22 protein-coding genes are annotated in these 19,205 nt (G+C 66.5%); 10 read left to right on the forward strand and 12 right to left on the reverse strand.

Annotated elements, in window-relative coordinates; genetic code table 11:
• Positions 1-147: 147 nt before the first annotated feature.
• The 7 genes from AC07RV_RS33920 (at position 148) to AC07RV_RS33950 (ending at position 4,419) form a co-directional block, all read left to right on the forward strand.
• Positions 148-1,176 (forward strand): hypothetical protein, encoded by a 1,029-nt coding sequence (locus tag AC07RV_RS33920; RefSeq protein WP_296779448.1) that lies wholly within the window; start codon positions 148-150, stop codon positions 1,174-1,176.
• Positions 1,177-1,232: 56 nt separating this feature from the next.
• On the forward strand, positions 1,233-1,619 hold the full coding sequence (locus AC07RV_RS33925; protein ID WP_296779450.1) for a hypothetical protein: 387 nt from the start codon (positions 1,233-1,235) through the stop codon (positions 1,617-1,619).
• 34 nt (positions 1,620-1,653) lie between these two features.
• A complete protein-coding gene (locus AC07RV_RS33930) occupies positions 1,654-2,295 on the forward strand; it encodes a hypothetical protein (RefSeq protein ID WP_296779452.1) in 642 nt (213 codons plus the stop codon).
• Positions 2,296-2,574: 279 nt separating this feature from the next.
• On the forward strand, positions 2,575-3,105 hold the full coding sequence (locus tag AC07RV_RS33935) for a hypothetical protein (protein WP_296779455.1): 531 nt from the start codon (positions 2,575-2,577) through the stop codon (positions 3,103-3,105).
• Positions 3,106-3,256: 151 nt separating this feature from the next.
• A complete protein-coding gene (locus tag AC07RV_RS33940) occupies positions 3,257-3,586 on the forward strand; it encodes a hypothetical protein (RefSeq protein WP_296779457.1) in 330 nt (109 codons plus the stop codon).
• Between the two features lie 46 nt (positions 3,587-3,632).
• The gene (locus tag AC07RV_RS33945; protein ID WP_296779459.1) at positions 3,633-3,986 is read left to right on the forward strand and encodes a hypothetical protein; all 354 of its coding nucleotides are present in this window, start codon (positions 3,633-3,635) and stop codon (positions 3,984-3,986) included.
• 19 nt (positions 3,987-4,005) lie between these two features.
• Complete coding sequence (locus AC07RV_RS33950) at positions 4,006-4,419, forward strand: hypothetical protein (protein ID WP_296779461.1); 414 nt, start codon at positions 4,006-4,008, stop codon at positions 4,417-4,419.
• Between the two features lie 78 nt (positions 4,420-4,497).
• On the opposite strand, the gene AC07RV_RS33955 is transcribed toward AC07RV_RS33950, so the two are convergent.
• Positions 4,498-4,926, reverse strand: coding sequence for a hypothetical protein (locus tag AC07RV_RS33955; protein WP_296779463.1), 429 nt, complete (start codon positions 4,924-4,926; stop codon positions 4,498-4,500).
• A 304-nt stretch (positions 4,927-5,230) separates the two neighbouring features.
• On the opposite strand from AC07RV_RS33955, the gene AC07RV_RS33960 reads away from it, so the two are divergent.
• Positions 5,231-5,581, forward strand: coding sequence for a hypothetical protein (locus AC07RV_RS33960; protein WP_296779465.1), 351 nt, complete (start codon positions 5,231-5,233; stop codon positions 5,579-5,581).
• A gap of 82 nt (positions 5,582-5,663) precedes the next feature.
• Here AC07RV_RS33960 and AC07RV_RS33965 read toward each other — a convergent pair whose 3' ends face one another.
• The 11 genes from AC07RV_RS33965 to AC07RV_RS34015 form a co-directional block, all read right to left on the reverse strand.
• Positions 5,664-6,374, reverse strand: coding sequence for a 4-carboxy-4-hydroxy-2-oxoadipate aldolase/oxaloacetate decarboxylase (locus AC07RV_RS33965; RefSeq protein WP_296779467.1), 711 nt, complete (start codon positions 6,372-6,374; stop codon positions 5,664-5,666).
• A gap of 13 nt (positions 6,375-6,387) precedes the next feature.
• Positions 6,388-7,281, reverse strand: coding sequence for a TauD/TfdA dioxygenase family protein (locus AC07RV_RS33970; RefSeq protein ID WP_296779469.1), 894 nt, complete (start codon positions 7,279-7,281; stop codon positions 6,388-6,390).
• Between the two features lie 54 nt (positions 7,282-7,335).
• Positions 7,336-8,304 (reverse strand): Bug family tripartite tricarboxylate transporter substrate binding protein, encoded by a 969-nt coding sequence (locus tag AC07RV_RS33975; RefSeq protein WP_296779472.1) that lies wholly within the window; start codon positions 8,302-8,304, stop codon positions 7,336-7,338.
• 11 nt (positions 8,305-8,315) lie between these two features.
• Complete coding sequence (locus AC07RV_RS33980; protein WP_296779474.1) at positions 8,316-9,566, reverse strand: alpha-hydroxy acid oxidase; 1,251 nt, start codon at positions 9,564-9,566, stop codon at positions 8,316-8,318.
• 115 nt (positions 9,567-9,681) lie between these two features.
• Entirely contained in the window at positions 9,682-10,521 is an 840-nt protein-coding gene (locus AC07RV_RS33985; protein WP_296779476.1) for an IclR family transcriptional regulator, read from the reverse strand.
• 87 nt (positions 10,522-10,608) lie between these two features.
• Positions 10,609-11,607: an HpcH/HpaI aldolase/citrate lyase family protein gene (locus tag AC07RV_RS33990; RefSeq protein WP_296779478.1), complete on the reverse strand. Its 999-nt coding sequence runs from the start codon at positions 11,605-11,607 to the stop codon at positions 10,609-10,611.
• A gap of 31 nt (positions 11,608-11,638) precedes the next feature.
• Entirely contained in the window at positions 11,639-12,847 is a 1,209-nt protein-coding gene (locus AC07RV_RS33995) for a CaiB/BaiF CoA transferase family protein (RefSeq protein ID WP_296779479.1), read from the reverse strand.
• Between the two features lies 1 nt (position 12,848).
• Complete coding sequence (locus tag AC07RV_RS34000) at positions 12,849-13,847, reverse strand: HpcH/HpaI aldolase/citrate lyase family protein (protein ID WP_296779481.1); 999 nt, start codon at positions 13,845-13,847, stop codon at positions 12,849-12,851.
• A 44-nt stretch (positions 13,848-13,891) separates the two neighbouring features.
• Entirely contained in the window at positions 13,892-14,878 is a 987-nt protein-coding gene (locus AC07RV_RS34005) for a Bug family tripartite tricarboxylate transporter substrate binding protein (protein ID WP_296779483.1), read from the reverse strand.
• Positions 14,879-14,941: 63 nt separating this feature from the next.
• Complete coding sequence (locus AC07RV_RS34010; RefSeq protein ID WP_093352964.1) at positions 14,942-15,448, reverse strand: flavin reductase family protein; 507 nt, start codon at positions 15,446-15,448, stop codon at positions 14,942-14,944.
• Positions 15,449-15,463: 15 nt separating this feature from the next.
• Entirely contained in the window at positions 15,464-16,828 is a 1,365-nt protein-coding gene (locus tag AC07RV_RS34015; protein WP_296779484.1) for an LLM class flavin-dependent oxidoreductase, read from the reverse strand.
• A 130-nt stretch (positions 16,829-16,958) separates the two neighbouring features.
• On the opposite strand from AC07RV_RS34015, the gene AC07RV_RS34020 reads away from it, so the two are divergent.
• On the forward strand, positions 16,959-17,846 hold the full coding sequence (locus AC07RV_RS34020) for a LysR family transcriptional regulator (protein WP_093352969.1): 888 nt from the start codon (positions 16,959-16,961) through the stop codon (positions 17,844-17,846).
• 112 nt (positions 17,847-17,958) lie between these two features.
• Positions 17,959-19,158, forward strand: a complete 1,200-nt coding sequence (locus tag AC07RV_RS34025; RefSeq protein WP_296779488.1) for a PQQ-dependent sugar dehydrogenase — start codon at positions 17,959-17,961, stop codon at positions 19,156-19,158.
• Positions 19,159-19,205 lie beyond the last annotated feature (47 nt).

A 19,205-nucleotide genomic window follows, 5' to 3' on the forward strand; every position in this document is an offset into this window, starting at 1 on the left:
ACGAGGAAGATCATTCGTTTGGCCGGTCGCTACAGAATGTGCGGCAGCCCCGGGATATGCGAATGGGAAGCTCCCAACAAAGCCCTGGAAGGCACTCGCGATCGAATCAGTTCGAATTCCCCACGGTCCTAAAAACAGCAAACCCTCATGAACCTCACGGAACACCAACAACGTTTGCTTGATGACGCTGAGAGCTGGGTGAAACGGCTGCTGGAGACAAATGGCCGTCTCGACGTGTTCGGCATCGCGGAAATGCCCGGCGGAAAGATGTCCGTTGTGCAATCGCCCATCGAGAGTGACGACTGGGAACGGGCACTGAAGCGGACCGTCGCGGAACTGACCGGCCTTGCACTCCGGCGCGAAATCATCGCGAGCGTGGTCATCACTCCTCTGACTGATGACTCCAACGGCGTGGTGATGTTGGATGTCGAAAGCCGTGAGGACGGCCGGCTGACGGTTCGCCTCATGCTGAAGAAAAAAATGTTCGGCGGATGGACTTTGATCGACAGGAAATTCGAGGCGCAAGAGAGGGGTATCTTCAAGATTCAGGAGTCGACACGGGCGAGTAATCCTGATGTTCGGTCCTTCACACGCGACGATCTGAACCTCGTCTATCCCTACATAGTCCCCAAGTCCTGGGTTGACTACGCGGGCAAGGATGCGTTGGTGACATGGGAGTTCTCAGAGGATGTCCGCATGGTCCTTGTCGTAGACAGGTTGGGAACCGTGCAGAACGTCAGGCCTCAAGACCTTGAAAAGGTGCACGAAACGCCTGATAGCCTCTTCGAGATAGCTACGGAGAACTTGTCCAAATCGTTCCAACAGCAAGAGTTCGAGATTGGAGGCGCCACGCTGCTGGACGGGCGTGAGGTTGGCTATTCCCGCGGGAGCTGGATGGCGCCGGCCGGCGGATTGATGTTGAGCGCGCTTTATCAAGGCCTGCAGCAGCAGTTCAAGCAGGACGAATTTACCGCAATCGCGGTCAATCAACAATTCCTGCTGGCCTTCCCCCTGGACGAAGACACCCTGAATTCGGACTCACTGCGACTGGCTGTCGATGACGAGTGGCGTGCACCGAAACCGATCTCTCAGTCTTGGCTCCTGTTGGACGGGCAGTGGCCTCGCGAGTATCCCTATACGCCGACCTTCGGGCCTAATAAAACCGCAATGCATTGAAAGCAGCGGTAGATTTATTTCAACACTTGCGGGCTATCGACCAGAGGCGGGAATCCATGAACTACTCAAGACTGCGCCCTAAATCGGAAAGAGAACTCAGGCAAGAAGAGTTGCTTGCACGGCTTAAACAGCGGGGAGGACCGGAGCCCGGGGTCTGCCTTACGCAGGACGCTCCCCTTGACGAGCAGGTGGCCATTAGAGAGCTGACGCTCGACGCTGAAGGCCGGGTTGTCGGCGTCTCAGAGTTCGCGCTCTCTCCGAAGACTGGATCGGGTGAAACCAGCATTACGGACCCGCTCAAACAAGAGCTTGAGCGCCTGCTGGCCGCGGCGGGCGATGAAGGTGTTGTGTGCGGCGACAACGGTCGCCGAGCCAGTCGAGAGGAACTCGAAGAATGGCTGTTGCTCATCGGCCTGCCAGTGTTCAGATACTCTCGGGGCTGACGTTTGCTTTGGGCCCGCAGCAGGCCTTGCTAGCATGTCCGATTTCGGCCAACTGCGGTCGTCGGAACCAGCAAGCCAACCTATGACATTTCTATGGCGAACTCCTGAGGCCGGTTCTGATGGCCTCATCGGCACATATTCGCGCTCGAACACCTTGGACCGGTTTGACTTCCGCAATGGGAAGCACATTGAGTTCAGCGGGACGACGCCGGTCCTGAGATTTGATGGGCGGACCCGCGACCTTATGGCCTTTGACTGCCTGTCAAACACGGCGGCACCCATGGTAAGCCAACGCATGGCACAAGTACTGCACGACGCCTGTCCGCAAGACATTCAGCTTGTGCCAGCACGAATCGAAGCAGCGGACGGTGACCTGGATGGATGGTCCTTGCTCAATGTGACTGCAACGGTGCTCGCCATCAATCACAAGAAATCAGCGTACACGACGGTCCCGGGAACGCAAAAAATCATGAGCTTCCGGCATCTCGAATACCTCGAGGGCTGTTTGAACGAGCACCAACTTGCGCGTGACGCGGAGTATCTCGGCCACTTGCTTGTGAGCGACTCATTGGCACACACTCTGTCAGGTTTCGCCGGTGTCTCATTTGAACGGCCTCAGGAGGTCTACTACCAGACCATGAGCCGACGCTGGAACTCAGCCAACGATGCCCGCTGAACAGCCGAAATGAATGACCGCTTGCCGAAAATCCGTACGCTGGCTTAGGGCCCGCTCAAGCCGGTAGCGCGACCGGCTACAGTCGGCCAGGAGCCGACATTCGTCATCGACGCCCGGTTCAGCGGGTGACCGCCTGACCGCATGAGTAAGTTGTCAAGCGAATCTCAATTGGATGCGCATGTGCGTCAATCTTCAACGCAATAGCAAACGCCGTAGCCCTGTCACTTGAGCTGCGGACGCACTAGGCCGGCTGGCGGTCAATTTGATGGGAAACTAGAAATGGAAACAAAGGATCAACCCCGCGCTGGCCTCAGTCAGCCGCATCGTTCGAGCCTCTTCGCCTGCAACGGCATTCTTGAAGTAATGGCCGAGCTCAATCGGGGGTGCGATCACGATTGCATGTACTCGCTGGAACAGCTCCATGGCGACCTTTCCCTTGCTGAAGCCGTAGCATCTCACTTTCAACCGCAAGTAGGTGTCGGGGCTGAATGGACAACCGAAGTTGGCAACTCGCCGAGGCAGGACCGAGAAACCGTCCGACTTGATCAACTGCAGAATGATTGGAAAGATGTTCTCGAGCGATCGCTTGCAAGTTGGTTCTTCGCGCAAGCGTACTCGCCAAAAACGTCTGAGATAAATCAGGCAAACGTCATCCGTGGTTTTTTGAATCACTTTTCAGACGTTCTTCAATCCAGCTCCATCTTTGATGTGACAAGGCCGGCCTCGATGTCATCAGAGGTCTTTTGGGAGGGGTACGCATTTACAAATAATGACTCAAACTTTTTGCTGCATTTCGGATTTACGGACTGATTGCTGTGATCTCTGGCCGGGCACACTGGGCCCTTTCGCTACGCCGGCGGGACCGGCTACAGTCGGCCAGGACCGAACACTCACCGATACCTCAGAATTTGCGACAAACGCGACTTTCGTTGCGCGTAAACCGAATACTCAGTGAGACCTGATGAGCCGCTATCAAGACAAGCCGTTCCTTCGATTCTTGGACAGCTACGTTCTCGACGCAATTGACCAACTCAGTGACGATCAGCGCCGAGGGCTTGAGGAGCTTCGGCCGATGCTGGCGAGGTCACTTGGCCTCCAAGGCACTTGGCAGGAAATCGTAAGTGCCGCGATGGAGTTCCCTGAATCAATGCCCGAATCCATCCGTCGAATATGGGACGCCTATCTGGACGCGGCACGCGCCGCCCAGAACCCTGTTGACCCGAACGAATTCGTCGCAGAGTTCATCGGCGCAAACTTTCCAGACATTGCCTCCTCGCACGATCTCCACTAGTCTGCTACCGGCCACAACCAGACGTTTGGCAACAGCAGCAAAACCGATGATCACGACCCTGTCTGTAAATTCCGCTATCGATGCTTTGCAAGAGGTGGCTGGCCAGGACATCACGGTTGAAGGCGTCCTCTGCTTCGAGTTTGAGGACACGTCCATCGATCACTTCCCGAAGTTGGAGCGGCGCGAACCGGACCGAATAGGGCCGATCCGCCCTTCAAGCATTTGGTTGAGCGTCGGTGACGGAGCGCTTCGGTTCAATGAAGAGCAACTCAAGCGATGGCACGGTAAGCGCGTGACAGTGAGCGGAACGTTGTCTGCCCCGGTCTCGGGTTTCGATGGATGCGGTCACATGTCCGCCTGCGCAGCCGAAATGCTTGCTCGTTCCATCGAGCGGCTGTAGCCGGCCAGAAGCGGACACCATGAAATCAAGAAGCACGCTCGTGACTGCAGCGCTCGATGAGGTCGCGATGCTTCGCGCATCTGACTTTCGAAGGGAAGAACTTATCACCGCTCAGTTGTTGCGCGAATACGGCAAGTCCAGCGACCTGACAAACCAGTTGTGGTTTGACCTCTCTGCGGAACTGCGTGTAAACCGTCGCCGTGACATCAGTGATCTACTCGGGCTGTGGATTTGGAGAACTTCCGACAATGGTTCGCGCATTCGGCATGCCCTGGATGACTGGCTCCGTGCTTGCGACGACGAGAGTAAAGTATGGATTGCACTTCATCGGGAAGGCGTTCCATTCGCACAGGAGGGTGACCTACTTGAGCGTGCAGCCGAGAGATTTCCTGGCTTGGTAGATCTCTGTCGCGAGGCTCGCCTGAATCGATAACCTCAGTGTCTGCTATGGGCCCAAAGCCGTCATCTAGCTTGCTCGAAAGCAGGCATTCATTGCAGCCGCAATGTGAGATCAGACGCTAGGCCTGGAGGACGGCTTCCAGATGTTCGTGCGTGGCACGTATTCCTCATATCCAGTCCCGTCATCGATGCCGCCGACTTGATGGCCGAAACACTCCACCAGCGCAACTAGACTGCCGGTGCCACCGTATGGGTAGCCGTGGGGATTGAACTCCAACACATGCCGTGACGCTCGCGGTTGGATTGCAATGAGGTCGTAGTCCCCATTCCAAATGGCATCAAGCATGGAGGCGAAATCCCACTGTGGAGTCAGCATCTCAGGGGAATGCCGCTCTGGGAGTGGAGTGGAGAACCAATATTCATTCCACTCAGCCACTTCGGCGGGGGTCAGGTTCGAAAAGTAGGAGCGCTCACCGTCGGTCAGAAAGGCCAATAGCTGCGACTCATCCAAGGGCTCGTCACTGTCTTTCGCAACCTTCACGAGGTCAAAAAAATCCGTCAACCGCTGTAAGGGTCTCTCGCCATTCGACTCGAATTCAATTCGGCAATATGTCGGGCCGCTTCCATCGGCTGAGGCCCCTACAACCCTTTCTGAAGGCGGGATGGAGTGTGCTGGTGAGACAGCCACGCGTTTCTTGAAGGGTCGCATAGGGTTGTACGAGTCAGTTGAGCGACAGAGACCACAGACCGGTATTGGCCGGCTCCGGCTATTGGCCGCATTCTGCCGTGCTCGCCACCAGCGACGCTGGCAGCAGTTCGTCAGCCGGTGGCAGGTGTGCGAGTAGATGCGCGCCAGCACGCTGCGCAGGCATGCCCATGAGTCCGGGCCGTCGAGCTCGGCAGCCCGCACCAGGCTCATCATCGCCGCCGCGCGCCGCAGGCGACTTGCTGTCCATGAACGGCCAGTTCTTCGTGCCGACTTTCCAGGGCTTGATCTATCGGTCAATCAGGTTGTCGTCGATGAATACCGCACCGTCCTGCAGGTGCAGGACTTCCAGGGGCCAGCGCCCGTCATCGCGCCTCTCCTTCGCGAACGCCGGCAGCGGCCGATAGCCGGCACTTCTCGACTTCGCGTGAAAGTGCACGAACCTCGATCAGTTCGGATCAACGACTTTGACCAACTCGCAGCAAAGTGACTTCCCACAACCGTCATGCGACACGACAAGGCCTGAAAAAGATCCGCCCTGGATCGTCTCGGAAGCCGCATCGCCCACGCCCTCAGCGCACGTCATCGAACGCCGCGTCGATCTCCTCGACGTTCATCGCCGCATAACTCGCGGCCGAACCGCCCAGCTCCCACACCGCCTCGCCGCGCTCGACCGCACGCGCCATCTCCTCTTCCTTGCGCATGCGCGCAAGCGCGGCCTCGACTACCTCGCCGGCCTCGCGGCGCGGCACGCAGACCACGCCATCGCCGTCGGCCATGACCAGGTCGCCCGGCTGCACCAGCACGCCGTCGCAGACCACCGGCGTGTTGACGAAGCCATGGCCGCACTTGTCGGGATGGATCGAGAGGACGTGGGTGGACCAGACCGGCAGGCCCAGCGCCTCCACCGTATCGGTGTCGCGCACGCAGCCCTGCACCACCACGCCCGCGAGGCCCTTGCGCAGCGCATAGCGCGCCGCCATGTCGCCCCATTGGGCGCCCGAGGTCTCGGCCTCGCAGACCACCACGAGCACGTCGCCGGGCTGCGCGAGGTAGAGCGCGCGGTGCATCATCAGGTTGTCGCCGGGCGCGCAGAAGGCGGTGACGGCCGGGCCCGCGATGCGCGCGCCCTTCTGGATCGGCCGCATGCGGCTGGACATCAGGCCGCCGATGCCGCGCGGCGCGGCCGACTCGTGCAGGTCGGACACCGTGGCCTCGCGCGCCTTCGCGCACAGGGCCGCCTCCACGCGGTTGACGCGCAGGAACACTCTGGAGCTGTTCACGGTCGGTCCCCGTTCAGTGCGGCACGCAGTAGGCGTCGGCCGCGAGACGGAAGGTGGTGCGCTTCATCAGCCGCGGCTGGTTGAGCTGCATCTCGTCGCGGCGGTGCATGGTGCAGCCGTTGTCCCACATCATCAGGTCGCCGTTGCGCACCTTGTGGCGGTACACGAGTTCGGCGCTGCCGCCGGCCTCGAACAGGAGCGGCAGCACGCGCGCGTTCTCGGCCTCGCTCAGGCCCTCGATCGCCACCAGCGTGGTCGGGTCGGCATAGAGCGCCTTGCGGCCGGTCAGCGGATGCGTGAGCACCACGGGATGGAAGGCATCGGGCAGCTTCGCCATCTCCTTGGCCTGCGCGCTCTCCTTGTCCTTGAGCTCGAGCGTGTTCATGATCGCCATGCGCTTGGCATAGCGGTAGGTGCCGGTGCGGCCGTCGATCAGCGCGCGCACGTCCGCCGGCAGCCGCTCCCAGGCGCCGTACTGGTCGGCCCAGTAGATGTCGCCGCCGCCCTTGGGCACCTCGAGGCCGTAGAGCATGGCGCCGGTGGCGGGCTTGACGCGGAAGGTCTGGTCCGAATGCCAGTCGACGTCGTCGCCGCCCGCGAAGCCGCCGACGAAGCGGCCGTCGGCATAGCGCAGGGTGCTGAAGTAGATGATCTCCTCGTGATAGGGCGACTGGATGTCCTTGCGGTTGGCGCTCTCGCAGTGGCCGAACTGCTCGGTGAAGCGCACCTGGTCGGCCTCCTCGAGCGACTGGCGCGGGAACACGATCACCGGCGCGTCCTGCCACAGGCGGCGCACCTGCTCGATGGCGTCGGGGTTGGCGAGGATGTCCTCGATGCGTTCGTCGATCTCGATCACGAAATCGGAATGCAGCGGGCGGACCTTGAGTTCTTGCGCGAGCACGGTCATGGGATGTCTCCTGGGTGTGTATGAAAGAAGAAAGGGGAAAAGAGGGGTGGCGCGTCAGTCGGCCTTCATGCCGGCGCTGCGGATGATCTCGGCGTCGGTCAGTCGCTCCGAGCGCAGCCAGGCGACGAGCTGGGCGTGGTCCATTGGCGGTGCGGGCTCGAAACCGAGCTCGTGCAGGGCCTTGGCGGTCTCGGGCAGCGCGAGGATCTTGCGCATCTCGGCGGCCAGCCGCTCGCGTACCTCCACCGGCGTGCCGCGCGGCGCCATCAGCGCGTTCCAGGCCACCACGCTGAAGCCCTCGAGGCCCTGCTCGGCCACCGGGCGGATCTCGGGCAGCGCGGTCATGGCCTTGGCCGAGGTCACGGCCAGCGGCTTGATCCTGCCGAACTGCGCGCGCGAGGCCGCCACCGTGTCGATCAGCACCGGCACCTGGTTGCCCAGCAGCGCGGTCATCGCCTCGCCCGAGCCCTTGTACTTGATCGAGAACAGCGGCACGTTCTGGCGCCGGATCATTTCGAGCACCAGCTGCGCCGTGACGCTGGGCAGCGCCACGTCGACCTTGTCGGGCCGGCTGCGCGCGAGCTTGATCAGCTCGGGCAGCGTCTGCACGCCGAGCGAGGGATGCACCGAGATCACCATCGGGATGAAGGCGGTCGCGACGATGGGATCGAAGTCCTTCTCGGCGTCGAAGCCGATGTTGTCGTAGAGCGCCGGGTTCATCGCATGCGTGCCCGAGGCACCCATGATCAGCGTGTAGCCGTCGGGCGTGGCGCGCGCCGCATAGGCGGTGCCGATGTTGCCGAAGGCGCCGGGACGGTTCTCCACCACCACGCCCTCGTGCAGCGCGGCCGAGAGCTTGGCCGCGAAGTAGCGGGTGGCGATGTCGGTGCTCTGGCCCGGTGGGTAGGCCACCACGATCTTGATCGGCCGGTTCGGGTAGCCCTGGGCCAGTGCGCCGGCGGTCAGCGCGAAGGCCAGCGGCAATGCGGCGAGTCGCCGCGCGAGGCGAAAAAGTGAGGTCATCGCTGTCTCCTTCATGGTTGTAAGGTCGCCGCCCGCGGTGGATCGAAGGCGGTGCCGTTGGCCGCCGGCATGGCGGGCAGGGGAGGGGATGGGTTCGCGAAGGCCTCGGCGCCCGCACTGCGCAGATGGCGCGCGTCGAGCGCGTCGAACGAGGCGCAGCCGATCTGCGCGAGCACCATGTCGATCTCGTTGCGCACGATCTGCAGCGCCCGCGCGATGCCGCGCGCGCCGCCCGCGGCCGCACCGAACAGCGTGGGCCGGCCGAACAGTGCGAAGCGCGCGCCGAGGCAGCGCGCGATCACGATGTCGGAGCCGCGGCGCACGCCGCTGTCGAGCAGCAGCTCCACGCGCTCGCCGACCGCCGCGCGGATCGCGGGCAGCATCTCGAGCGGCGTGGGCGCCACGTCGAGCTGGCGCCCGCCATGGTTCGAGACCACGATCGCATCGACGCCGAGCGCCGCCGCCTGGCGCGCATCGTCGGGATGCAGCAGGCCCTTCACGGCGAGCGGGCCGCGCCAGTCCGCGCGGATGCGCTCGAGCGTGCGCCACGTGATCATCGGCGCGGGTGTCAGCGTGCCGTAGAGGTCGGCGACATCGGCCGCTGAGGCGCCCGCGCGGCCATAGGGCGCCCAGTTGCTCATCATCGGAATGCCGCCGCTGCGCAGATAGCGCAGCACCCAGGCCGGATGGCCGAGTGCCTCGAGCACCACGCCGGGCGTCATCCGGAAGGGGCGCGAGAAGCCGTTGCGCCGGTTGCGCTCGCGGTTGGAGTTCACCGGCACGTCGACCGACACCACGAGCGTTCGCACGCCGGCGTCGCGTGCACGCTCGACGAGATCGAGGTTGATGCGCTCTTCGCGCGTGCCGTAGATCTGGAACCAGACATGCTCGGGCGCGAGCTTCGCGACCGTCTCGACCGAGGCATTGCTCGCGCTCGAGAGCAGGAAGGGCACGTCGGCTGTGCGCGCGGCCTGCGCAAGCAGCTCGTCGGCACCCGGATGGAACAGCCCGGCCAGGCCCGTGGGCGAGATGCCGAAGGGGCTCGCATGGCGCCGGCCCAGCAGTTCGGTGGACTGGTCGCGCTGCGACACGTCGACGAGGTAGCGCGGCACCAGCTGGAAGCGGCGGAAGGCCTCGCGGTTGCGCCGCATGCAGTCCTCGTCGTCCACGCCGCCGTCGATGAAATCGAAGGCGATCCGCGGCAGCTTGCGCCGTGCCATCGAGCGCAGGTCCTCGAGGTTGACCGCAGTGTTCACGTTCATCGTTTCTCGTCGTGAGTTGTCTCTGCGATCGAGAATATCGAGCGGTCTTCTCGCTGCCCATAGGGCCGGGCAGCGGAGTTTCACAGTTTGAACTTGTAGCGCCGCGCGTCGGTGCTCAAGGCTCGGCGTTCACGCTCATGTGATCCATGTGCATGACGCCGCCGAGGAATTCGCGCGCATCCTGCTCCACCGCCGCCGCCACTTCGTCGAGCGCCGCGCGGACTTCGGCGAGCTTCGGCTCGCCGAACTGCTCGGCCAGCCCGGTGAGGCACACCGCGGCCATCGCGCGCCCGTTGTCGGCGCACACCGGCACCGCGAAGGCATGCACGCCAGTCACCACGTCGCCGAGGTTGACACCGAAGCCATGGCGCCGCGAGCGGTCGCGCATCTTCTCGAGCGCTTCGAGGCGGCCGCTGCCGCGCTGCGCGATCTCCTGCTGCATGTTGTCGGCGAGGATGTTCTCGGCTTCGAGCGAGGGCAGGGTCTGCAGGATCGCGACGCCGCCGACCGAGGTGAACAGCGGCCGCCGCGTGCCCGCGTGCACCATCAGGCCGCGCAGCTCGAGCGAGCCCTGGCGCACCGCGCAGACGTACTCGTTGCCGCTGCGCAGGATCAGCCAGGCGATGGCCTCGGTCTGCGCCGCCAGCTTCGCCATGCGGCGTTCGCAGGCCTGCTGGAAGGCCGCGTAGCCCGGGAGCGAGAGGCCGAGCTCGTAGAGCATCGGGCCGGGGAAGTAGTGCTTGTCGGTGCTGCGCTGCTGCACGAAGCGCTCGCGCACCAGGCACGAGAGCACGCGGTGCACGGTGCCCTTGTCGACCTCGCAGCGCGCCGCGAGGTCCGACAGCCGCCAGCCGAATTCGCCGCGCGCGGCCAGCTCGCGCAGGATGCGCAGGGCGCGCTCGATGCTTTGCGTGCCGTGGGAGGCGGGGGCCTGGGGGCTGCGCGAACTTCTCACCGCTCGTGTTCCTTCGATGCGCCTGCGCGGCGTTCCGGGCTGGACATCGATCGCGGCGAAGACGCGGATTATTCGCCGCGCGCCGCGTCAGCCGGCGAAGAAGCGTTCGCGCACCTGGGGCGGCAAAGCGACACCCGCGGCTTCGGCCGCGCGCAGCACGCTCCAGAAGTAGCGATAGCTCGCACGGTCATGCAGTTCGCCCTCGTGGCGTATCGGTCCCCATTGCGCCTCGCTCGCCGCCAGCAGGATCGCGCCGGCGCGCTCGGCCTGGCTCGCATCGGGCGCCATGGCCTCGACGATCGGCCGGATCTGATCGGGATGCACGCTCCACATGCGCAGGAAGCCGAACTCGTGCCGCGCGCGATAGGCGTCGTTGCGCGTGGCCAGCGGATCGCGCAGCGTCAGCGACACGTTGTGCGCCGGCACGAGGCCGTTGGCGAGCGCCGCGGCCACGATGCGCGTCTTGGCGCGCACCAGCAGCGGATGCTCGAACTGGCCCGGGCTGCGCATGGCCTCGAAGCCGATCGCGCCCTGGTGGTCGCTGACGAAATCCATCAGCCCGAAGTCGAGCACCTCCAGGCCCGGCAGCGCCGCGATCTCGAACACGTCGCGCAGCGCGCCATGGGTCTCGACCAGCACATGGACCGGGATGGCGCGCGCGAGGCCCGCAGCCGCGCGGCGCCGCTCGATGTGCTCGAGCATGGCGATGACGTCGCCGGTGCGTTGTGCCTTGGGCAGCGTGAGGTAGGCCAGCCGGTCGCCGGCCTCGCCGATCAGCGTGTCGACGTCGGCGCGCCAGAAGGCCGACGAGGCATCGTGCACGCGCGCGCCGACCCTTCCGTGGCGGTTGGCATCCGAGGCGATGGCGCGCGCGGCCATCTCGGCGTGCGCCTTCTCCTCGCCCGCCGCGGCGCCGTCCTCGCAGTCGCAGGTCAGGTCGAAGACCGGGCCGAGTTCGGCCTGCAGTTGCAGCGCCTTGTGGATCAGCTTCTCGCTGCCCGCATAGTGCTCGCAGGGCGCGAGCGCGGGAACGAGCGTCTCGCCGGAGAACAGCGCGGCCGAGGGATGAACGGGCGTGGAATGCATGAGCGCTTGTCGTGGATGAAAGGAGATCGGGTCACAGCGCATGCGCGGCACGCAGCCGCGCCAGCGCCTCGGCATCGAGGCCCAGCAGCTCGCTCAGCACCTCCTGCGTGTGCGCGCCGAGCGCGCCGCCCAGGTGGCGCAGCAGCGGCGGCGTCCTCGACATCCGCGGCACGGCGGCCGGCACCACGAGCTCGCCCACGCGCGGGTCCTGCACCCGCTGCAGGTTGCCGCGCGCCGCGTACTGTGGGTCGGCGAAGATGTCGTCGATCGCCATGATCGGCCCGCAGGGCACGCCGGCCGCGTCGCAGCGCGCCACCACTTTGGCCAGTTCGAGCCGGCCGATCCAGCCCGCGATGGCGGCATTGATCTCGGCACGGCCCGCGAGCCGCTGCGCATTGGTCGCGAAGCGGTCGGGCGCGACCAGGTCGGGCCGCTCCATCAGGTGAGCCAGTCGCTCGAAGATCTTGTCGCTCGAACAGGCCAGCGCCACCCACTTGCCCTCGGCCGTCTGCCAGTGGCCATGCGGCACCACGTGCGGCACGTCGGCGCCGAGCCGCTGCCGCACCTCGCCGAACTTGCCGTAGGCCGGCACCAGTTCGTCGAGCAGCCGGAAGATCGATTCGTAGAGCGACACGTCGATCACCTGGCCCTCGCCGGTCTGGTCGGCGACGCGCAGCGCCAGCAGCACGCCGAGCGCGCCCCACAGGCCCGAGATGTAGTCGGCCAGCGAGGTCGAGCCCGGCACCACGGGCGGCCCGTCGCTCATGCCCGCGAGGTGCGAGAGCCCGCCGAAGCCGTGCGCCACGCGCGCGAAGCCGGGCTTCTCGCGGTAGGGGCCGGTCTGGCCATAGGCGCTCACGCGCAGCAGCACGATGCGCGGATTGGCTTGGCGCAAGGTCTCGAAGTCCAGGCCCCAGCGCTCCATGGTGCCGGGGCGGAAGTTCTCGAGCACCGCGTCGGACTGCGCCACCAGCCGGAGGAACAGTTCGCGGCCCTCGGGCACGCGCAGGTCCAGCGTCACGAAGCGCTTGTTGCGCGCCTCGCTGAGCCACACCAGGGTGTCGCCGCATTCGGTGGGCGTGCCGAACTTGCGCAGCGGATCGCCGCCCTCGGGCTGCTCGATCTTGATCACGTCGGCGCCGAAGTCCGCGAGGATGGTGCCGCTGAAGGGCGCGGCCACGAAGGTCGCGATGTCGAGCACGCGCACGCCGGCCAGCGGGGCGGTGGAGGTCTCAGCCATCTCAGCGCCGATCGGCGTTGCCGCCCGTGTGCCGGTCGATCGTGGCCTGGCGCTGCTGCAGCGAGCGCGCGAGCTTGGCATGGGCCAGGTCGATCAGCACGCCCTTCTCGCCGATGGCCCCGTTGCCCTGCGCGGCGGCCGCTTCGAGCGTGGCGAGCACCTTGTCGGCCCAGGCCAGTTGTTCGGCCGAGGGCGAGTAGACCTCGTTGGCGATCGCCACCTGCGAGGGATGGATGGCCCACTTGCCCTCGAAGCCCAGCGCCGCCGAGCGCGTGGCCGAGGCGCGGTAGCCCTCGGAATCGCCGAAGTCGGTGAAGGGGCCGTCGATGGCGCGCACGCCGTAGGCGCGGCAGGCATTGGCGATGCGCGCGAGCGCGAAATGCCACTGGTCGTTCCAGTGCCGGTGGCGCAGGCCCTGCGCGTCGGGGGCGGTGAGCACCGCATAGCGCTCGCTCGGCGTGCCGAACACGAAATCGTTGGTGCGCATGTCGACCGTGTAGTCGCCGACGCCGAAGATCATCGCCTCCAGCCGGTCGGACGAGGCGGCGATCTCCTCGGCATGCGCGACGCCCTGCGAGGTCTCGATCAGCACCTCGATGCCCACGCGCTTGTCGCGCCCCTTCTCGCGCTCGATGGCCGTCAGCACCTGCGCCACGAACTGCACGTCGAAGGCGGTGCCGGCCTTGGGCAGCAGCACCATGTCCAGCCGAGGGCACTCGCTCACGATGTCGACCAGGTCGCGCAACGCCCAGGGCGTGTCGAGGCCGTTGATGCGCACGGCCATGCTCTTGCGGCCCCAGTCGAGCACGTTGAGGGCTTCGACGGCCTGGCGCCGGGCCTGGTCCTTGAAGGCGTCGGCCACCGCGTCCTCGAGGTCGAGGAAGACGACGTCGGCATCGCTCGCGCAGGCCTTGGCGAAGAAGCGCTCCGAGGTGGCGGGCACCGCGAGTTCGGAACGTTGGAGGCGCTGGCGGCGCGGCGGGGTGAGGGTGGCGGACACGAAGGCTCCTGTGGCGGATGAAAGGGTGTGGGGATGCGGTCGGCCTACTGGTCGACCTTGATGCCGTTGGCGACGATCAGCTCGGTCCACTTCGGGACCTCGGCCTTGACGAAGGCGCCGAAGGCACCGCCGCCGCGCAGGTCGGGCAGCGCGCCGCGCTGCGTCATGGCCTCCTGGATCGCGGGGTCGGACATCACGCGGTGGATGCCCTGTTCGGCGGCCGCGACCACGGCCGGCGGCGTGTGCAGCGGCAGCAGGAAGCCGGCCCAGCCCACGGCCTCGACGCCCGGGAAGCCGCTCTCGGCCACGGTCGGCACCTCGGGCAGCTGCGGCACGCGCCTGGTCGAGGTGACGGCGAGCGCCTTGAGCTGCCCGCTGCGCACATAGGAGATGGCGGCCGAGACCGTGTCCACGCCCAGCGTGACCTGTCCGCCCAGCAGGTCGCTGAGCATCACGCCGCTGCCGCGGTAGGGCACGGCCACCACGTCGATCTGCGCCTTGGCCTTGATCAGTTCGCCCGCGAGGTGCGGCGAGGTGCCCAGGCCGGCCACGCCCCACTTCTCGGCGCCGGGCTTGCGCTTCGCGGACTCGACCAGCTGCCTGAACGAGTCGATGCCGGCCGAGGGATTGGCGAGCACCACCAGCGGCGAGAGGAACAGGCCGTGCACCGGAATGAAATCGGCCAGCGGGTCGTAGGGCAGCTTCTTGCCGTAGAGCCCGGGGTTGATCGCCATCGGCCCGCTGCCGCCGACCGTGAGCGTGTAGCCGTCGGGCGCGGCATTGCGGCCCGCGAGCATGCCGGGGATGCTGGCGCCGCCGCCCTTGTTGTCGATGAACACCTGCTGCGGCCACAGCTTGCCGAGTTCGATCGCGACCATGCGGCCGAACAGGTCGGCCGATTGGCCCGTGGTGTAGGGCACAAGGATGCGCACCGGCTTGCTCGGGTAGCCGGCCTCGGCGCGCGCGCCGCCCGCGTGCACCAGCGGCCAGGCGGCCGCAGCGCCTGCCTGCAGCAGGGTTCTTCTCTTCATGGCTGTCTCCTGTTCTTGTCGTCGGATTTCCCGGCGGGTCGCCGGGCGGGTTTCCGGGTGCGGTCAGGCCGCGCAGGCCGCTGTAGCGCGCTCGCGCAGCGCGCTGAAGCTGCCGCGGAAATAGATCAGCGGGTCGGCGCCGCCATCGCTGTGCACCTCGCGCACCAGGCCGATGAAGACCGAGTGCGTGCCGTGGTCGTGCGCCTGAAGCAGCTCGCAGTCGAGGCTGGCGAGCGCATCGGCCATCACCGGCGCGCCGGTCTGCTGCACGGTCCAGTCGCCGCCCTCGAAGCGCTGCTCGCCCTTCAGCCCGGTCATGCCCGCGAAGCGCGCGGCGATGTCGGCCTGGCCGTCGCGCAGCAGATTCACCGAGAAAGCGCGCGTGCGCTCGATCACCGGGTGCGCGCTCGCGCCGCGGTTGACGCAGATCAGCACGGTGGGCGGCGAATCCGACAGCGAGCAGAAGGCCGTGGCGGTGAGCCCGGTGCGCTCGCCGGGCCGGCCGGTGGCGATGACCACCGGCGCACCCGCGTGATGCTTCATGAGTTGCTTGTAGGCGCTGGCTTCCATGGGATGCTCCTCGTGTCAGCGGTAGAGATGTTTCCAGTCGCCCGCCGCCGGGCGCGCCAGGCCGAGGTTGTCGCGCAAGGTGGGGCCTTCGTAGTCGTGGTGGAAGACGCCGCGGCGCTGCAGCTCGGGCACCACCAGCCGCACGAAGTCCTCGTAACTGCCGGGCATGCTGGTGGCGGCGAGCACGAAGCCGTCGCAGGCGCCGGTGCGGAACCACTGCTCCATCTGGTCGGCGACGTCGGTCTTGCTGCCGACGAAGGTGGCGAGCTCGTCGGTGGTGCCGCGGCCGCTGAAGCGCAGGAAGTCCGCGAGCGTCGGCCGCGCCAGGCCGCTCTGCGCGATCACGCGGTCGAGGATGGCGCGCAGGCCGGTGATCGAGCCCAGCTCCTCGTCGGTGAAGGGCTCGTCGGGCCGCTTGGTCGCGAAGTCGAAGTTCAGCACTTCCGACAGCAGCGCGAGGCCGTCGACCGGTTTCACGAGCGCATCGATCGCGGCCTTCTTGTCCTCGGCCTCGGCGCGGCTCTCGGCCGCGACCACGTAGACCGCGGGCGCCACCTTGACCTGCGCCGGATCGCGGCCGTGCGCCGCGACCTTGCGCTTGAAGTCGGCATACGACCTGCGCGCCACGTCGATGTTCGGATAGATCACGAACACCAGCTCGCCCCAGCGCGCCGCGAACTCGCTGCCGCGCCCGCTCTGGCCGGCCTGGATCAGCACCGGATGGCCCTGCGCCGAGCGCGGCACGGTGAACGGTCCGCGCGACTTGAACCACTTGCCGCTGTGGTCGAGGCGGCGCACCTTGGAAGCGTCGGCGAAGCGGCCGTTCGCCTTGTCGTGCAGCACGGCGCCTTCCTGCCAGGTGTCCCAGTGGCCGAGCACCACTTCCAGGAACTCGTCGGCGCGCTCGTAGCGCAGGTCGTGCGCGAGGTGCTCCTGCGCGCCGAAGTTCGCGGCCTCCGAGTTGTTGAGCGAGGTCACCACGTTCCAGGCCACGCGGCCCTGCGTCAGCAGGTCGAGCGTGGCGAACACGCGCGCCACGTGGAAGGGCTCGTAGTAGGTGGTGGAGTAGGTCGCGCCCAGGCCCAGGCGCTCGGTGGCCAGGCCCATGGCCGTGACCACCGAGATCGGATCGAGCTTGACCGCGCGCACGCCGTGCTCGACCGTGTCGCGGTGGTCGTCGCCATAGCGGTCGGGCATCGCGAGCCGGTCGTCGAAGAAGGCCATCTGGAACTTGCCGCGCTCCAGCGTGCGGGCGATGTTCTGGTAATAGGCCGGCGTGCCATAGCCGAGCTCGGTGTCGGGGTGGCGCCACGAGGCGACCAGGTTCGAGCAGTTCTGCGCCTGCAGGAAGGCCACGAGCGTCATCTGGGGTGCGGTCATCGGATCTTGCCTCTCTCGCGACTCGTCGGAGTCATTGGGATGGCTCGAATGCTAGGTTTGACCTCGCACCACAACAACTCAAATAATCTTAGGCATTGTTCAGACTTTTGGAATGACGCAGGATCGCCCCATGAACATCAACTTCAAGCTGATCGGCACCTTCCTCTCGGTGGCGCAGAACGAGAGCTTCCGCAAGGCGGCCGAGGAGACCAACCGCTCGCTGCCCGCGGTCAGCATGCAGGTCAAGCAGCTCGAGGAGCAGCTCGGCGTGGCGCTGTTCCAGCGCACCACGCGCAAGGTGGCGCTGACGCAGGAGGGCGAGCAGCTGCTGATCAGCGCGCGCAAGGCGCTGGCCGAGCTCGAGGTCGGGCTCTCGCACATCCAGCATGCGGCCGACGTGCAGCAGGGCCACCTGTCCTTCGCCTGCGTGCCCACGATCGCGAGCACGCGGCTGCCGGCGATCCTCACGGCCTTCGCGAAAAAGTACCCGGGCATCAGCGTGCACGTGCGCGAGCTTGCCAACCAGGACCTGCTGGAGGCGGTGCGCCGGCGCGAGGTCGACTTCGCGATCGGGCCGGTGCCCGAGAAGAAGGGCGAGCTCGAGTTCGCGCCGATCTTCGTCGACGACTACTGCGCGATGCTGCCGCGCGGCTACCAGGACAACGGCCGCGCCAGCATCTCGCTGCGCGAACTGTCGAAGCTGCCGCTGCTCAAGCTGTCGAGCTCGACCGCCTTTCGCGACCATGTCGACAACGCGCTCAAGGCCAACGGCCTTTCGCACGAGAGCAACTACGAGTTCATGCAGGTCACGACGCTGGTCGCGATGGCCGAGGCGGGGCTCGGCATCGCGCTGCTGCCGCGCGTGGCGCTGCCGCGGCGCACGCCGCTCAAGGTGGTGCGCATCATCGGCCCGGCGCTCAGCCGCACCATCGCCATCGTGACGATCCGCGGCCATTCGCTCTCGCCCGCGGCGGCGCGGCTGGTGGAGATGTGCAACAAATTGATCGCGGCCGAGTAGCGAGCGGCCGAACATGGACAAACGGTAATGTTCGCGGCGTTCGTGTGCGCCCGATCGTTTTTATGATCCGAAGCGATGGCGGCCCTGTCACGGGGTCGCCGTTCCGCTCGACATGAACACCGCACCCCGCCCCTCCCTGTCGACCTGCTTGCGGGCCGGCCTGCTGTGCGCGGCCCTGTTGTTCGGGCACGCCGCCGACGCGGCGCGCGGGCCCGCGCCCACCGCCTTCCAGACCAGCACCTATGCGGCCGGGCTCGAGCTGCCCTGGGGCATGGAGTTCATGCCCGACGGCCGCCTGCTGGTGACCGAACGCGCGGGCCGGTTGCGCATCGTGGACGCGCAGGGCGACAAGGTCTCGATACCGGTGCGTGGCCTGCCGGCCGTCGACCGGCGCAGCCATGGCGGGCTGCTCGATGTCACGATCGATCCGGCCTTCGAGGCCAACCGCCTCATCTACCTGAGCTACACCGAGGTCGATCGACGCCGCAGCCGCGCCGGGCGCAATGGCATCGCGGTCGCGCGGGCGCGGCTCAGCGACGACGGCGCGCGCGTCGAGCAGCTCAAGGTGCTGTTCCGCCAGACGCCGAAGATCGCGATCGGCGAGAACCTCGGCGGGCGGCTCGCGGTCTCGGGCGACGGCCACCTGTTCCTCACGCTCGGCGACCGCTATGCGCCCGAGGACCGCATGCGCGCGCAGTCGCTGGGCTACTACCAGGGCAAGACGGTGCGCATCCGCACCGATGGCGGCGTTCCGGCCGACAACCCCTTCGCGCAGCGCGCGGGCGCGCGGCCCGAGATCTGGAGCCTCGGCCATCGCAATCCGCAGGGCGCCTTCGTGCATCCGCGCACGGGCCAGCTCTGGGTGGCGGAGCACGGACCGCAGGGCGGCGACGAGATCAACGTGGTGCGCAAGGGCCGCAACTACGGCTGGCCCCTCGTCAGCTTCGGCTGCGAGTACAACACCTGCGCACCGATCGGCGGGGGCACCGCCAAGGCCGGCCTCGCGCCGCCGCTCGTGCACTGGGGCCTGCCGGCGATCGCGCCGAGCAACCTGATCCTCTACACCGGCGACCAGTTTCCCGAGTGGAAGGGCAGCGTGCTCGTGGGCGCGCTGGCCGGCAAGGCCGTGTGGCGCATCGAGCTCGCGGGCGAGGACGCCGCGCCGCGCGTGGTGCGACGCGAGCCGCTGTTCGCCGAGCTCGGCGAGCGCATCCGCGACATCCGCCAGGGGCCCGATGGCGGCCTCTACCTGCTGGTGGACGGGGTGCAGGGCCGCGTGGTGCGCGTCGCGCGCACCGACGCGAGCCTGTAGCGCCAGCGCGGGCGGCAGCGGGCGGCACAATTGCAGGCGTGATCCAT

The sequence above is a fragment of the Variovorax sp. GW821-FHT09B01 genome (assembly GCF_059418345.1).

Coding starts and splice junctions, on each gene's coding strand:
- AC07RV_RS34010 (WP_093352964.1), bottom strand. CDS start 15,448: ATGGAAGCCAGCGCCTACAAGCAACTCATGAAGCATCACGCGGGTGCG.
- AC07RV_RS33980 (WP_296779474.1), bottom strand. CDS start 9,566: ATGAACGTGAACACTGCGGTCAACCTCGAGGACCTGCGCTCGATGGCA.
- AC07RV_RS34005 (WP_296779483.1), bottom strand. CDS start 14,878: ATGAAGAGAAGAACCCTGCTGCAGGCAGGCGCTGCGGCCGCCTGGCCG.
- AC07RV_RS33950 (WP_296779461.1), top strand. CDS start 4,006: ATGAAATCAAGAAGCACGCTCGTGACTGCAGCGCTCGATGAGGTCGCG.
- AC07RV_RS33935 (WP_296779455.1), top strand. CDS start 2,575: ATGGAAACAAAGGATCAACCCCGCGCTGGCCTCAGTCAGCCGCATCGT.
- AC07RV_RS33940 (WP_296779457.1), top strand. CDS start 3,257: ATGAGCCGCTATCAAGACAAGCCGTTCCTTCGATTCTTGGACAGCTAC.
- AC07RV_RS33990 (WP_296779478.1), bottom strand. CDS start 11,607: ATGCATTCCACGCCCGTTCATCCCTCGGCCGCGCTGTTCTCCGGCGAG.
- AC07RV_RS33960 (WP_296779465.1), top strand. CDS start 5,231: ATGCGCGCCAGCACGCTGCGCAGGCATGCCCATGAGTCCGGGCCGTCG.
- AC07RV_RS33975 (WP_296779472.1), bottom strand. CDS start 8,304: ATGACCTCACTTTTTCGCCTCGCGCGGCGACTCGCCGCATTGCCGCTG.
- AC07RV_RS34020 (WP_093352969.1), top strand. CDS start 16,959: ATGAACATCAACTTCAAGCTGATCGGCACCTTCCTCTCGGTGGCGCAG.
- AC07RV_RS33995 (WP_296779479.1), bottom strand. CDS start 12,847: ATGGCTGAGACCTCCACCGCCCCGCTGGCCGGCGTGCGCGTGCTCGAC.
- AC07RV_RS34015 (WP_296779484.1), bottom strand. CDS start 16,828: ATGACCGCACCCCAGATGACGCTCGTGGCCTTCCTGCAGGCGCAGAAC.
- AC07RV_RS34025 (WP_296779488.1), top strand. CDS start 17,959: ATGAACACCGCACCCCGCCCCTCCCTGTCGACCTGCTTGCGGGCCGGC.
- AC07RV_RS33945 (WP_296779459.1), top strand. CDS start 3,633: ATGATCACGACCCTGTCTGTAAATTCCGCTATCGATGCTTTGCAAGAG.
- AC07RV_RS33930 (WP_296779452.1), top strand. CDS start 1,654: ATGTCCGATTTCGGCCAACTGCGGTCGTCGGAACCAGCAAGCCAACCT.
- AC07RV_RS33970 (WP_296779469.1), bottom strand. CDS start 7,281: ATGACCGTGCTCGCGCAAGAACTCAAGGTCCGCCCGCTGCATTCCGAT.
- AC07RV_RS33920 (WP_296779448.1), top strand. CDS start 148: ATGAACCTCACGGAACACCAACAACGTTTGCTTGATGACGCTGAGAGC.
- AC07RV_RS33925 (WP_296779450.1), top strand. CDS start 1,233: ATGAACTACTCAAGACTGCGCCCTAAATCGGAAAGAGAACTCAGGCAA.